Origin of the sequence: Neorhizobium sp. DAR64862/K0K3 (assembly GCF_050500185.1) — a bacterium.
GTDB classification, from domain to species: Bacteria; Pseudomonadota; Alphaproteobacteria; order Rhizobiales; family Rhizobiaceae; genus Neorhizobium; species Neorhizobium soli.
Window position 1 is genome coordinate 926,865 of sequence record NZ_CP191449.1, and the last position, 13,480, is coordinate 940,344.

The following is a 13,480-nucleotide window of genomic DNA, read 5'->3' on the forward strand; positions in this document are numbered from 1 at the left end:
ATCTTAAAGAGGGTTACGTAATCCTGACCGGAAAACGTAAAAGCCCGCCTTCGGTGGAAGGCGGGCTCTCAGAAAGACAAGACGAAAATGTCTTATTCGGCTTCAGGAGCCGCAGTCTCAGTCGCTTCTTCTTCTTCGACGCCTGCAGCTGGTGCAACGATCGTCGCGATGGTGAAGTCGCGGTCGGTGATGACAGGTGTCACGCCCTTCGGCAGCTTAACGGCCGAGATGTGGAGGCTGTCGCCGATCTTGGCGTCGGTCAGATCAACCGTGATGAATTCCGGGATCTGGTCGGCCGGGCAATGGAACTCGACCGTGTGACGGACGATGTTCAGAACGGCGCCCTGCTTGATGGCCGACTTGTCTTCGTTTTCGAAGTGTACCGGTACTTCGACGTTGACTTCAGTCTTGGCCGAAACGCGCAGGAAGTCGACATGCATGGTGAAGTCGCGGACCGGATCCAGCTGGTAGTCCTTCGGGAGGACCTGGATCTTCTTGCCGTCGAATTCGATCGTCGCGATGGTGGTCATGAAACCGCCAGCGTGAATGCGCTTCGTGACTTCGTTCGTGTTGAGCACGATCGACAGAGGAGCCTGCTTGTCACCATAGATGACTGCAGGGATAAAACCGTTGCGGCGAAGTTCACGGGAGGACCCCTTACCGACCCGTTCGCGCGCCTCGGCCTTGAGCACGTAAGTTTCCTTGCTCATGGCAATTCCTTTCGAGGTTGTTTGGAGAGTTCTTCGCGGACAGTGCCGCGTCAAACCGGAGGGCATCGTCCGACGCTCTCCATCCGCGTTGCCTCCAAGGGTGTCTACGCGGACGGGGTCCCTATAGTCCATCAGGGCAGGAGACGCAAGGGATCTGCGGCGTGGTTGGCTCTGCAAACCGGTCGTCGTCGTTACCTACCGCCAGATACCTGCGTGGCCAATATGAAACTTCCGGTATGTGCCGTTTTGCCATCCATTAATGACGTTCATTCGAAATTAGCGAGATTCGATAAATGCGAGGTCCGGGCGACCGAATTTGTTAAATTGTGAGGGTCAAGACGGTGTTAACTCCGGAGACCAAGATCTAACATGTACGCCGTTCTGTCCTGTCTGGCCTATGAGCACAATCTCTTCCTCGTCGTCGTGGCGGGGGCGCTCTGCTTCATTGCGAATGCGGGAACCGTGGTTTTTGCCGCCCGGGCACGACAGGCAAACGACCGCAGCCGCTACGGCTGGGTGATCGTCTCCGGCGGAGCAGGGGGCTTCGGGATCTGGGCAACACATTTCGTGGCCATGCTCGCCTACGATCCGGGCCAGCTCTTCGCATTCAATCTGTCGCTGACGCTGCTGTCGCTTGGTATTGCATTTCTCGCGACATTTGCGGCGGGACTGCTTGCCGTGCTGTTTACCGGCAAGTCCGGCGCTGTGGCCGCCGGCCTGGTATTCGGTACCGGCGTTTCCTCTATGCATTTTACCGGCATGGCGGCGATCGAGTTCGGCGGCCTGATCGTCTGGTCGCAGCCGCTGGTCATCGCTGCCATCGTCACCGCGATCGTCATGTCGACGACAGCCTTCCTGATGATCCTGAAGGGAGGCCTTGCAAACAACATTCTTGCTGCAGGTCTCCTGTCGCTCGGTATCGTCTTTATGCATTTCATCGCGATGGGCGCGGCAACGCTTGTCCCGGGTTTCGGGATCCTGCCTGAAGACGGGATGCTGTCGAAGCCGCTGATGCTGGCAACGATCATTGCGGTCTCGCTGTCGTTGATCGGGTCGGGCCTGGCCGTTGCCACAATCACCGGGCGTGCGGCGCGGTCCTCGAAGGCCAGCGAAGCCAATTTCCAGATGCTCGTGCGCGGGGTGACCGACTACGCGATCTACATGCTTTCACCCGAGGGCGCCGTCTCCAGCTGGAATGCAGGGGCAGAGCGTGCCAAGGGGTACAGCGCCGACGAGATCATTGGTCAGCATTTTGCACGTTTCTATTCGGCTGAAGAACAAGCCCGGGGTCTGCCGGAACAGGCGCTCGCAACAGCGCGCACAACCGGTCTGTTCGAGGCGGAAGGCCGGCGCTACCGCAAGGATGGGAGCTGGTTCTGGGCACATGTGGTGATCCAGCCCGTCCTCGACGACGATGGCGTGCTTGCCGGCTACGCCAAGATCACGCGCGACATCACCCGTCAGAGACAGGACACCGACCGGATCGCCTCCGTGACGCAGAACCTGGATCTGGCGCTTGAGAACATGGCGCAGGGGATCTGCCTGTTCGATCGCGAGCAGCGGTTGGTGCTGACGAACCGGCGCTACGGCCAGATTTTTCGGTTTGAGGAAGGCGCTCTGAAGCCGGGTATGACATACCGCGAGATCGTGGCTCTTGGCTACAGGACCTCGTTTGCCGACGCGGCGGAGGCGGAAGCACGGGCAGAACAGCATTACCAGCGCAACATCGCAGCCATCAATTCCAGGCAGGAAGCCCTTCTACACCGACTGAGCGACGATCGGACGATCCGGATCGATTTCAGCTATCTCGATCAGGGCGGCTGGGTTTCGACATTCGAGGATATCAGCGAGCGGATACGGTCGGAGGAAAAGATCGCCTTCATGGCGAAGCATGACAGCCTGACGCAGCTTCCGAACCGTCCGGCCCTTATGGAATATCTCGAAGCCGAGGTGCGTAACGCGGAGAGCGAGGGCGGGCATGTTGCGGTCGTCGGCATCGATCTCAACAAGTTCAAGCAGATCAACGATCAGTTCGGGCACGCGGCCGGCGATGCCGTGCTCAAGGAAATTGCCGAGCGGATGAATTCGATCGTGCGGCCGCACGAGATGTTTGCCCGGTTCGGCGGCGACGAATTCGTGGCCGTGAAGCGCTACGGGGATTTGGCCGAAGTGTCCGAGTTCCTGGACCGATTGTCGGATGCGTTCGGGCAGCCGATCCAGATCGAGGTGCATCGTCTCAGTCCCGGCGCAAGCATGGGTGTTGCGCTCTACCCGCATGACGGTGCATCCCCCGATGCGCTGATCGCGAACGCGGACCTGGCCATGTACCGCGCCAAGGGATCGCTCTCGCGCGACATCTGCTTCTACGACATCGAGATGGACGAGGCCGCCCGCGACCGCACCAAGATGGCCGAGGATCTGTGGACGGCGATCGAGCAGGATCAGCTCAGGCTGCACTACCAGGTGCAGAAATCGGTCGCGACCGATGAGATCACCGGTTACGAGGTCCTGCTGCGCTGGAGCCATCCGGAGCGGGGCAATGTCTCGCCGGCCGATTTCATCGGGGTTGCCGAGGAGTGTGGCGCCATCCTGCCGATCGGCGCGTGGGTTCTGCGCGAAGCATGCCGGGAGGCGGCGAACTGGCCGAATGACTACAAGGTTGCGGTCAATCTGTCGCCGGTGCAGATCGCCCATGCCGACATGCCGGCGCTGGTTCATACCGTGCTTCTGGAAACCGGTCTGAAACCAAGCCGTCTCGAGCTTGAAATCACCGAAAGCTCGATCATCAGCGACAAGCAGCGGGCGATGAATGCGCTTCGCTCCATCAAGGCGCTGGGCGTATCGATTGCGATCGACGATTTCGGGACCGGCTATTCGTCGCTGGAGACGCTGCGCTCCTTCCCGTTCGACAAGATCAAGCTCGACCGGAGCTTCCTGACCGAAGTGGACCGCAGCGAGCAGGCAACGGCCATGGTGCGAGCAATTCTGGCTCTGGGGCAGGGCCTGCAGATCCCGGTTCTCGCGGAGGGTGTCGAGACGGTAAACCAGCTCGACATTCTGCGGCGGGAAGGATGCCACGAAGTGCAGGGCTATCTTCTCGGTCGGCCGATGCCGATGGAAGATCAGCCGAACCCGCAGTCTGGGTCAGAAATGGGCTCGGCCAACCAGAACGCTGCCTGAAGATCGCGGAAACGTTTGACCTAGCGTCGAGGTTCGCCGCCGGGGGCGTAGGCCGTTTTCTGCTCGAACCGGAATTTGTGGCCGCAGTCGCTACAGCGCAGCATGTATTTGCGCGGATCTTTCGAGGCGAACTCGGTCTGAAAACCTTTCGGGAGTTCGTCGATGCGAAAATCGCGATTGCTGGCGCGCTTGTCGTCGGACTCGGAGACTTCGGCATAACCGGCATGTCCGCACTGCGAGCATTCGAGTTTTCGGGAATAGCGGTCGCGGGCGGCCATGCGGAACTCCTTGGGTACCGCGCCTACATAGTCAACAGACGCCGCGAATGCAAAACGCCGGGATGGAAATCCCGGCGTTTATATTCTTGGCGTTCAACTCACGTCGCGATCAGCGGCGGCATTCGCCCGGAGAGACCGCGCCGAAGCCGGCATTGCGGGCTTCGCAGGCATTCGGGAATGTCTGGAGCCGACCGCCACGCTGGCCGCAGACCGGGCGATATTCGCGGGTGCACATGCCGCCGCCATTTTCAGGACGGTCAGGTCTGCCGGGACGATCCGGCCTCGAGGGGCGATCCCAATCCGGGCGGTCAGGCCTTGATGGACGATCCGGGCGATCGGGTCTGGATGGGCGATCCCAATCTGGACGGGGATCGGGGCGATCGGGCCGGCTCCAGCCGGGGGCGGGACGTTCCGGCGGATAGCCGGGGCCTGGACCTGCGTCGACGCAGGCGGAAAGCATTGGAGCCAGGATGAAAAGTGCAAGCCATTTCGGCTTGTTTCGTAGGATCGACATCGCGATAGGTCCTCCCTCTGCAGATGGATGGCAGACCTCTATCAGACTTACATAGCCGTGGGACAGGGGCCGCAGCATTTTTGCTGCCGAGCCCGTCCCACGGTCATGCGTCAATCCTAGTCGAACAGGCTCGAGACGGACTCTTCCATGGCGGTACGGTTGATCGCCTCGCCGAGAAGGTTTGCCGTGGTGATGACGCGGATATTGTGCGCCGACTGAACGGATGTCGTCGGCTGGATCGAATCCGTGATCACCAGTTCCTTGAGCTTGGACGCCGCGATGCGGGCAACGGCACCGCCCGACAGCACGCCGTGGGTGATGTAGGCGGTCACGCTGGTGGCGCCATTCTTCAAGAGCGCTTCGGCCGCGTTGCAGAGTGTGCCGCCGGAATCGACGATATCGTCGATCAGGAGACAGTCCTTGCCGGTCACGTCACCGATGACGTTCATGACTTCCGACTCGCCTGCGCGTTCACGCCGCTTGTCGACGATGGCGAGCTGGCAGCCGAGGCGCTTGGCAAGCGCTCGGGCGCGAACCACACCGCCGACATCTGGCGAGACCACCATGACGTTGTTGAGGTCGTAGTGTTCCTTCACGTCGCGCGCCAGAATCGGCACGGCGTAGAGGTTGTCGGTCGGGATATCGAAGAAGCCCTGGATCTGGTCTGCGTGCAGATCGAGCGTCATGACACGGTTGGCGCCGGCCTCGGTGATGAGGTTGGCGACGAGCTTGGCCGAGATCGGCGTGCGCGGCCCGGCCTTGCGGTCCTGGCGAGCATAGCCGAAATAGGGAAGCACAGCCGTGATGCGCTTGGCGGAAGACCGCCGGAACGCATCGATCATGATCAGCAGTTCCATCAGGTGATCGTTGGTCGGAAACGACGTGGACTGGATGACGAACACGTCTTCCCCACGGACATTCTCCTGTATTTCAACGAAGATTTCCTGGTCTGCAAATCGCCTTACCGAGGCTTTTCCGACTGGTACATTAAGATAGCTGCAGATCGCGTCGGCCAGATGCCGGTTCGAATTGCCTGCGAAAACCTTCATTGCGGTCCGCCTGTATTGAAGCTGGATGGCGGCCTTTTACCGGCGCCACCTTCGAATGCAATAGCGTTTTCCCTCAGGCCACCGTTTTTTGCGAAGAAACAGTGACCGTGTCACATCATGGTTACCTAACCGCCATGCGATTGCCGCCAGCTCATATAGTCCTGGATCGTCTTTGCGGCGATGAGTTCCATCGTCGAGGACGGCACTGAGGCCCATGGATCCTGGCCGCTACCGGGCACATTTTCCTGGCCCTGCATGCGGTGAAGCCTGGAGCCGGTATTGTCGAGAACATCCCAGACGTAGACGATGGTGATCTTTTCGCCATCGCTGAAGGCCGAGAAATAGCCCTTGAGGATCTGCTCGGTACCCGTATCGCTGGAGGGACGGATCGTCAGCCCGGCGGCTCGCGCCTCGGCGCCAAGCCGTCGCGACAGCGGCGTCACGGCTTGGACAGGGGCACCGATGATCGGCAGGAAGCGGATGGTGTTGCCGGCGGCGGCGGGCAGGGAAGCCTCCTGCTGGGGCGCTGCAGCGGTAGACTGGGCCTCAGCCTGGCTTTGGCCCTGCCACTCGGGTGGCGGGCCTGAAGAGGCGGGCGAGGTCTGGTTGCCAGACTGCATCGCCTGGGCCTGCGCCTCGAGCGTATTTTGCGGGCGCGGCTGGTAGGTGTCGTTTCTGTAGGTCTGGTTCTGGTAGGTCTCGGGCCTTGGGGATCGTGCCATGCGTTCCGTATCGGCCTGGGTGACCGGTGTCGATGCGCGACTGCCGCCGCCGATCTCGGCGCGCGGCGTCAGGGCCTCGCTGGTGTTGCAGCCGGAGACGGACAGCGCAACGATGCAGGCGGAAAGCAGTTTTCCGATAAGCCGCATGCGTTCGCCCCTTTGCCGGTTCCCATCCCCCGACAAGCTAAGGTCGGATTTTTCGGCCTGTCAATGATCGCGGGCTTCTCAGCCCTGGATAAGGTCGAGACCATGACGTGAAAGCGGCTGGGGAGCGCCTTCCGTCGTCAGATAGGTCTGGCCGAGCGTCATGGCCGCGCCGCTGTCGCTGTCCATGATGATCATGTGCACGAACAGCGTCATGCCGGGCAAGATCTCCTGCGGATTGCCGAAGTGGAACATCTGGTGCTCCATCCACGACGGCGAGAAGCGGGCGCCCAACGAGTAGCCGCATGCGTTCAGCCGGTGACGGGAGAGGCCGCGTTCGTCGAGGATCCTGGCATGGGTATCGAACACGTCTCCGAATGTATGACCTGGAGACAGAACCTCCTCGATCGCCCGGATCGTCTCAAGGCAGGCCTTGTAGAGTTCCTTGTGGCGCGGCGAGGGATCACCGACGAGCGCGGTGCGCATCATCGCGACGTGATAGTGGGCGGCGGTGCCGGCCCATTCGAGCGTCAGCTGGTCGGTGGCATCGAGCTTGCGGCGACCGGCCTTGTAACGGCACAGAAGCGCATCCTCGCCGGAACCGATGATGAATTCGTTGGCGGGGTAATCGCCGCCGCCGGAAAATACGGCACCCTGCATCGCCGCAAGGATATCGGCCTCGTCGCCGCCGGCCTTGATCAGCGGCAGAGCGGCGTCGAGCGCATCATCGGCCAGTTCGGCGGCGCGTTGCACATGAGCGATCTCGGCCGCGCTTTTGACGAGGCGCAGGCGGCTGACTAGATAGGATGCGTCACTGAGCTGGCCGAAATTGGTGAGCTGGTTGTCGAGCAGGCGCGCGATGCGGCCGGTCATGCCATGCGTGTCGTATTCGACGCCGATCTTTGCGCCGAGCAGATCGAGTTCGCTCAAGAGGTTCTTGAGATCCAGCGTCGGATCGGCATTCACCCGGTCGACCCAGACCACGATGTTTTCGATGATCGAGGTCTGGCGGGCCTGGCGAAGGTCGGCAGAGCGCGTGAGCAGCGTCATCGAGCCATCGGCCTTCACGACCAGCGTCTGGAAGAAGCAGTAGCCGAACGTGTCGTAGCCGGTCAGCCAGTACATGCTTTCCTGCGCAAACAGCAGGATGGCATCGAGCTTTTCCTCGGCCATCTTCGTCGTCAGGCGGGCGAGGCGATCGGCATATTCCGATCTGTCGAAGTGCAGAGCCATGGTAGTCCTCCCGAACTTTTATTGCTGAAGCGCGATGGCTGAAATCTGGCGGCCGTAATCCGGCTCTTGGTCATGCGTCGTGCGGCGATAGGAAAAGAAGCGTTCCCGATCCGGGTAGGTGTCGAGGCCGAGGTTCTCAGCGGTGACGCCTGCCGCCTTCAGCCGCGACATGGTGAGTGCCGGCAGATCGAACATCGAATGCTGCGGCTTTGGAGACGGCGTGAAGAAGGCTGCGTATTCGGGGTTCACGCCGAGGAAGCGTTCCACGAATTCCGGCCCGACCTCGTAGCTGTCAGGCCCGATCGACGGGCCGAGAACGGCAACGATCTTTTCCCTGACGGCGCCGAGCGAAACCATCGCGTCGATCGTGTTTTCGAGCACGCCGGTCAGTGCACCCTTCCAGCCGGCGTGGGCCGCGCCGATCACGCCATTGTCGCCATCGGCAAACAGGATGGGGCCGCAATCGGCAGACAGGACGCCGATCACGACGCCGGGCGTGGCCGCGACCATCGCATCGACCTGCGGGCGCTCGCCTGAATAGGCGGCATCGACCACGACCACATCAGGCGAATGGACCTGATGCACGGTTGCGAGCTTTTCGAGCGGCAGATCGAACCAGGCCGCAACCCGCCGGCGGTTTTCGAGAACGAGCGTCTGATCGTCGTTCGACCCGACACCGACATTGAGGCCGGCGTAGATTCCGTCCGAAACGCCGCCCTTTCGCGTGAAGAAGCCGTGGCGGATTTTGGCGCCGGCTGCTGCGTTCAAGACTGCGCTTTCGATCGGCGTCGGCGAGGCGTTCTCCGGCATCGGTTTATCCACCCTGCTGATTTTGTTGGTTTTGCGTGATGCACCGTTGGCGGCACTCGCTGCTTCGATTGGGCGCGAGATTGGCGCAAGCCGATAGCGTGTGTCAATCTGCCCGGACGTGCTCTTTCAGTCGACCGGACGGAAGGGCATCAGATTGACCGCGGAGCCCGAGACCGCGATGACCTTGAAGAGTTCGCCCATCTTGCCCGCACCTTCGCCGGCAAGACGATCGACGGCAGCTGCTATCAGCCGCTGTTCGGACGGTTCCTTGTCGCGCGCAAGGGCTGAAGCCCGTTCGGCAAGGCCGAGGCCATAGAGGAATTCGCCCTGATGGAGGCCGCCGTTCAGATGAATGCCTGACGCCAAGGCGACCTTGGCGAGATCTTCGAAATCGACGTGGCTGGTGAGATCCGCCTCGCCGGGGCTGGCAAGCGGCGGGTCGTAGTCGTGGTTCTTCACGGCCTGCAGCGTATCGCCGAAACTGGTGACCATATGGCCGTAGTCGATGACGAGCGCACTGCCGCCGAAATGCCTTAGCCTTTCGCAGAGCGTCTGCATGACGGCCTGGCGGGCAGGGGCGAATTCGAAGATCGTGCCTTCCGGGATGGAAGCGACGGGGGCCGGCAGGAGGACCGGATCGAGCGTGGCGATGCCGGCGACGAAGGACAGCTCGTCCTCCGGGCCGAGGCCCACCAGCCTTTCGCGAAAACCGGTCGGTGTCCGAACGAACTGGCGGATCGGGATCGCGTCGAACAGTTCGTTGGCGGCGATCAGGGTGAACCCTTCCGGCACGTCTTCGAAACTGTCGTGCCACGAAATCTTGGTCGAATAGGCCTCGAGCGTGACGCGCTGAACGCCGCGAAGGCGTTCGCTGGTTTCGACCAGATGGACACGCAGGCCGTCCATCAGGGATGGTGCGATGCGCTGGATGACGCGCAGCATGTCGGACATCATCGTGCCGCGGCCGGGACCGATCTCGACTAGGCGCACATCGCCCGGGCTACCCTGGCGCTGCCAGGCGTGGACCATGAAAATGCCGACCATTTCACCGAACAGCTGGCTGATCTCCGGCGCGGTGACGAAATCGCCATGCCGGCCGAAAGGTTCGCGGGTGCGGTAGTAGCCGAATTCCGGATCGGCAAGGCAGAGCGCGAAATAGTCGGTGACGCTGATCGGTCCGCTGGCGCGGATCAGCGTCTTGATCTTTTCGGCAAGGGGCGTGGTTACTTCTGGGCTGTTCACGGGTGCCTCACACTTTCGCCGCGGAGGCGACGCGAGCCCGCGTGATCGCCCAGATGCCAACAGCAACCATCGGTAGTGATAGCACCATGCCCATCGTTAGCCAATTGGTGCCGAGCAAATAGCCGAGCTGCACATCCGGTTCGCGGAAGAACTCGACAAAAATTCGGCAGAGCCCGTAGCCGAGGACGAACGCGCCGCAGATGGTGCCGGGTACACGAAGGGCCTTGGAACGATAGATCAGGAGTGCCAGCACCAGAAGCAGGATGATGCCTTCCAGGCCTGCTTCATAGAGTTGGCTCGGATGGCGGGCGAACGGGCCACCGGTCGGGAAGACGACAGCCCATGGTGCATCGCTCAACCGGCCCCAGAGTTCGCCATTGACGAAATTGGCGATGCGGCCGAACAGCAGGCCGAACGGCACGACGGCGGCGACGATGTCGAACATGCTCCAGACCGGAATGGCATGACGGCGGGCAAACACGATCATCGCAATCGTTGCGCCAAGGAAGCCGCCATGGAAGGACATGCCGCCGTTCCAGATCTCGATCGCGCGGATCGGGTTTTCCAGGATCGGGCCGAGATCGTAAAACAGGATGTAGCCGATGCGGCCGCCAAGGACGACGCCTGCCGCGATCCAGACGAGGAAGTCGTCGAGATGGACCGCGGTCATCGGGGCCTGACCGTTGGGCCACAGTGACGCGTTTGCGGTCAGCTTGCGGGCGTAAAGCCAGCCCAGCATGATACCGGCAACATAGGCGAGGCCATACCAGTGTACCGCAAGCGGCCCCAAGGAGAACGCGACCGGGTTTATCTCGGGAAATGGCATGAGAGCAAAAAAATGAAGCGCTTCGTACAAATTACAGGTGTCTCGCTTACTCACAGTCGTGTGAAAAGATGGACTTGGGGACATCGCCGGTCAAGATGAATCTCATTCTGAGACGCGCGCAACAGTGGATGACGCTTGCAACGCGGCGACCCAAGCCCTACTTCAGATCCCATAGGACAAACACAGGCCGATATCGGGCCGATATCGCTGCCGATGGCAAGGAGACGGAACCTTATGTCGACCGGAACGAACCGCATATTCGACGATTTCGCACGGCTGATGACGGACGCTGCCGGCGCTGCACAGGGTGTGCGCAAGGAAGTGGAGACGGCTTTCCATGCCCAGGCGGAACGGTTCCTTAACAACATGGATTTGGTCAAGCGGGAAGAATTCGAAGCCGTTCGCGAGATGGCTGCCCGCGCCCGCGACGAGAATGTTGCGCTGAAGGCCCGTCTCGATGCGCTGGAGGCAAAATTCGGCCAGAGCCAGAGCCACGACCAGAGCCAGTCAGGTCAGTAAGCCACTTCAGATCCGGCCATAAACTGTGGCCCCTCAGGGGATTCGCAATCTCCGTTTGAGATCGCCGTCAAAGTCCAGCGCCAAAAGCCTGCGCGGCGATCTTTCCCAGCCTATTCGCGATTGAGCGTCATCGCGTCTAATCGGCACAGTCAGGCGTCTGTTTTGCCTCGCCAAATCCCCATGAATTTACAAAAAATTAAGCCCTGTGGACACTCTTAAAAAAGCCAGCGTCCAGAGTCATTTAACCATCCGTTCTGATCTCATGCGCGAACCGGTTTCGGGGTTCAATCCACGGAAATCGGCATTCAGGGGATGGCAGCCGGACTCCGTCTAGCTACACTGATTTTACACGATGATTCGAAACGAGCCGGTGAGCTTCCGGTGGTGACCGATAGGTTACCGACGAGGCTGAAGGTAAGCTCCAGACAGGGTAACTCAGTTATTCTGGCGGCGACGAGCGATCATCGAAATGTAGTTCCGGTTAAGTGTTGGCGCGTTCCGCTCGAATTCGCAATCATTCCGGTCAAAAAGGTGCCGCATGAGCCTCATGGAATTAAACGTTGAGCGTCAGTCGAACCCGGTGGACATGATCGAGTTCGTCGCAGCTTCCAACGATTGGACATTCGAACGGTCCGGCGAAGACGAGATCGCCATGACCGTGGAGGGTCGGTGGACGGACTACCACGTATCCTTCTCCTGGATGGAGGAGTTCGAGGCGCTGCATCTCGCCTGCGCCTTCGATCTGAAGATCCCCGATATCCGCGTGAACGAGGTCATCCGGCTTCTGTCCTACGTGAATGGTCAGACGCTGATGGGGCATTTTGACCTGTGGCGTCAGGAAGACGTGGTGATTTTCCGCCAGTCGCTTCTGCTGGCCGGCGGTGCCGAACCCACGAACCAGCAGGTCGAGGTTCTGTTTTCCAGCGCGCTTGATGCCTGCGAGGCCTATTATCAGGCGTTCCAGTTCGTGGTCTGGTCCGGCATGGAAGCCAAGGCTGCCATGGATTGCGTCCTGTTCGAGACGGTCGGCGAGGCTTGATGGCGTTGCAGCTGGGTTCGATCGTTCTCGTCGGTGCCGGCAATATGGGCGGCGCCATGCTTTCCGGCTGGTTGAAGAACGGCGTTCCCGGCGCTTCCGTCACCGTCGTTGACCCATCGCCGTCCGAGGCGATGAGAGCGATGATGTCCGACGCTGGCGCGACGCATGTTACTGCACTTCCAGACGGTGCGTCGGCAGATATCCTGTTTCTCGCGGTCAAGCCGCAGCTGATGGATGGCGTTCTGCCGCCGCTGAAGCCTGCGGTCGGCGCTTCGACAGTCGTCGTCTCGGTCGCAGCCGGCAAGACGCTGTCCTCCATGCAGAGCCATCTCGGGGACGGTGCAATGGTGCGCGCCATGCCGAACACGCCGGCCATGATCGGCCGCGGCGTGACCGGTGCCTATGCCAACGACAAGGTGTCGGCCGCCCAGCGCGATGCGGTGCATGCGCTTTTGAAAGTCAGCGGTCCGGTGGAATGGGTTTCGAGCGAGGCGGATATCGATGCCGTCACCGCCGTTTCCGGCAGTGGCCCGGCTTATGTCTTCTATCTGGTCGAATGCATGGCGGAGGCCGGGCGCAAAGCCGGTCTTCCTGCCGATCTTGCGATGCGGCTTGCGCGCGAAACCGTGTCGGGTGCGGGAGAACTTCTGCATCAATCGACGGAGGATGCCTCGCGGCTTCGCCAGAACGTGACGTCTCCGGGCGGCACCACGGCTGCTGCCCTCTCCGTGCTAATGGCAGACGATGGGATGCAGCCGCTGTTCGACAAGGCAATCGAGGCAGCGCGGAGCCGCGCGGAAGAACTGGGACGCTGAGCAGCCATGTCTAACGAGATAAGCTTTGCCGACTTCGAGAAGGTCGATATCCGGGTTGGCACGATCGTCGAGGTCGAGCCGTTTCCGGAAGCCCGCAAGCCGGCGTTCAAGCTGAAGATCGATTTTGGGCCTGAGATCGGCGTGAAGAAATCGTCGGCGCAGATTACCGTCCACTATACGCCTGAAACGCTGCTCGGACGCCAGGTGCTGGGCGTCGTCAATTTTCCGCCGCGCCAGATCGGGCCGGTCCGTTCCGAAGTGCTGACGCTTGGCTTTGAAGACGAGAACGGCGCGATCGTTCTGGCTGCCGTCGAGCAGGGCGTTCCAAACGGCAAGAAGATGATGTGATCAGGCGCGAGGGCGTCCTCACCGGACACCTTAGCCGTTTCGCCAACAGTC

Annotated in this window: 14 protein-coding genes; 5 read left to right on the forward strand and 9 right to left on the reverse strand. The window is 61.1% G+C overall.

Annotated features, from left to right (window positions below; all coding sequences use genetic code 11):
• Positions 1-92 precede the first annotated feature (92 nt).
• On the reverse strand, positions 93-710 hold the full coding sequence (locus tag ACQY1L_RS04620; RefSeq protein ID WP_062455789.1) for a 50S ribosomal protein L25/general stress protein Ctc: 618 nt from the start codon (positions 708-710) through the stop codon (positions 93-95).
• Positions 711-1,079: 369 nt separating this feature from the next.
• Between ACQY1L_RS04620 and ACQY1L_RS04625 the strand changes: the two genes are divergently transcribed.
• Positions 1,080-3,890, forward strand: coding sequence for a bifunctional diguanylate cyclase/phosphodiesterase (locus tag ACQY1L_RS04625; protein ID WP_430243042.1), 2,811 nt, complete (start codon positions 1,080-1,082; stop codon positions 3,888-3,890).
• Positions 3,891-3,910: 20 nt separating this feature from the next.
• On the opposite strand, the gene ACQY1L_RS04630 is transcribed toward ACQY1L_RS04625, so the two are convergent.
• From ACQY1L_RS04630 to lgt, 8 genes are all read right to left on the reverse strand, one after another.
• The gene (locus ACQY1L_RS04630; protein ID WP_062455795.1) at positions 3,911-4,168 is read right to left on the reverse strand and encodes a hypothetical protein; all 258 of its coding nucleotides are present in this window, start codon (positions 4,166-4,168) and stop codon (positions 3,911-3,913) included.
• A gap of 109 nt (positions 4,169-4,277) precedes the next feature.
• Positions 4,278-4,682, reverse strand: a complete 405-nt coding sequence (locus tag ACQY1L_RS04635) for a Kazal-type serine protease inhibitor family protein (protein WP_082472021.1) — start codon at positions 4,680-4,682, stop codon at positions 4,278-4,280.
• Positions 4,683-4,798: 116 nt separating this feature from the next.
• Positions 4,799-5,731: a ribose-phosphate pyrophosphokinase gene (locus ACQY1L_RS04640; RefSeq protein ID WP_062455798.1), complete on the reverse strand. Its 933-nt coding sequence runs from the start codon at positions 5,729-5,731 to the stop codon at positions 4,799-4,801.
• Between the two features lie 125 nt (positions 5,732-5,856).
• Positions 5,857-6,600 (reverse strand): hypothetical protein, encoded by a 744-nt coding sequence (locus tag ACQY1L_RS04645; protein ID WP_192086268.1) that lies wholly within the window; start codon positions 6,598-6,600, stop codon positions 5,857-5,859.
• Between the two features lie 78 nt (positions 6,601-6,678).
• Positions 6,679-7,830 carry a M24 family metallopeptidase gene (locus ACQY1L_RS04650; RefSeq protein ID WP_113110725.1) on the reverse strand — a complete coding sequence of 384 codons (1,152 nt, stop codon included), beginning with the start codon at positions 7,828-7,830 and terminating at the stop codon, positions 6,679-6,681.
• Positions 7,831-7,848: 18 nt separating this feature from the next.
• Positions 7,849-8,640, reverse strand: a complete 792-nt coding sequence (pgeF, locus tag ACQY1L_RS04655) for a peptidoglycan editing factor PgeF (protein WP_062455807.1) — start codon at positions 8,638-8,640, stop codon at positions 7,849-7,851.
• A 126-nt stretch (positions 8,641-8,766) separates the two neighbouring features.
• Positions 8,767-9,882 carry a class I SAM-dependent methyltransferase gene (locus tag ACQY1L_RS04660; RefSeq protein WP_062455810.1) on the reverse strand — a complete coding sequence of 372 codons (1,116 nt, stop codon included), beginning with the start codon at positions 9,880-9,882 and terminating at the stop codon, positions 8,767-8,769.
• A 7-nt stretch (positions 9,883-9,889) separates the two neighbouring features.
• Positions 9,890-10,708 carry a prolipoprotein diacylglyceryl transferase gene (gene lgt, locus ACQY1L_RS04665; protein WP_430243821.1) on the reverse strand — a complete coding sequence of 273 codons (819 nt, stop codon included), beginning with the start codon at positions 10,706-10,708 and terminating at the stop codon, positions 9,890-9,892.
• 234 nt (positions 10,709-10,942) lie between these two features.
• On the opposite strand from lgt, the gene ACQY1L_RS04670 reads away from it, so the two are divergent.
• The 4 genes from ACQY1L_RS04670 to ACQY1L_RS04685 all read left to right on the forward strand — a co-directional run bounded on the left by ACQY1L_RS04670 (position 10,943) and on the right by ACQY1L_RS04685 (position 13,429).
• Positions 10,943-11,227: an accessory factor UbiK family protein gene (locus ACQY1L_RS04670; protein ID WP_113166405.1), complete on the forward strand. Its 285-nt coding sequence runs from the start codon at positions 10,943-10,945 to the stop codon at positions 11,225-11,227.
• A gap of 538 nt (positions 11,228-11,765) precedes the next feature.
• Complete coding sequence (locus ACQY1L_RS04675) at positions 11,766-12,266, forward strand: YbjN domain-containing protein (protein WP_062455815.1); 501 nt, start codon at positions 11,766-11,768, stop codon at positions 12,264-12,266.
• The gene (proC, locus tag ACQY1L_RS04680) at positions 12,266-13,081 is read left to right on the forward strand and encodes a pyrroline-5-carboxylate reductase (protein WP_113166404.1); all 816 of its coding nucleotides are present in this window, start codon (positions 12,266-12,268) and stop codon (positions 13,079-13,081) included. Before ACQY1L_RS04675 ends, proC begins: the two co-directional genes overlap by 1 nt.
• A 6-nt stretch (positions 13,082-13,087) precedes the next feature.
• Positions 13,088-13,429: a tRNA-binding protein gene (locus ACQY1L_RS04685; RefSeq protein ID WP_062582972.1), complete on the forward strand. Its 342-nt coding sequence runs from the start codon at positions 13,088-13,090 to the stop codon at positions 13,427-13,429.
• The last annotated feature ends 51 nt before the right edge of the window (positions 13,430-13,480 follow it).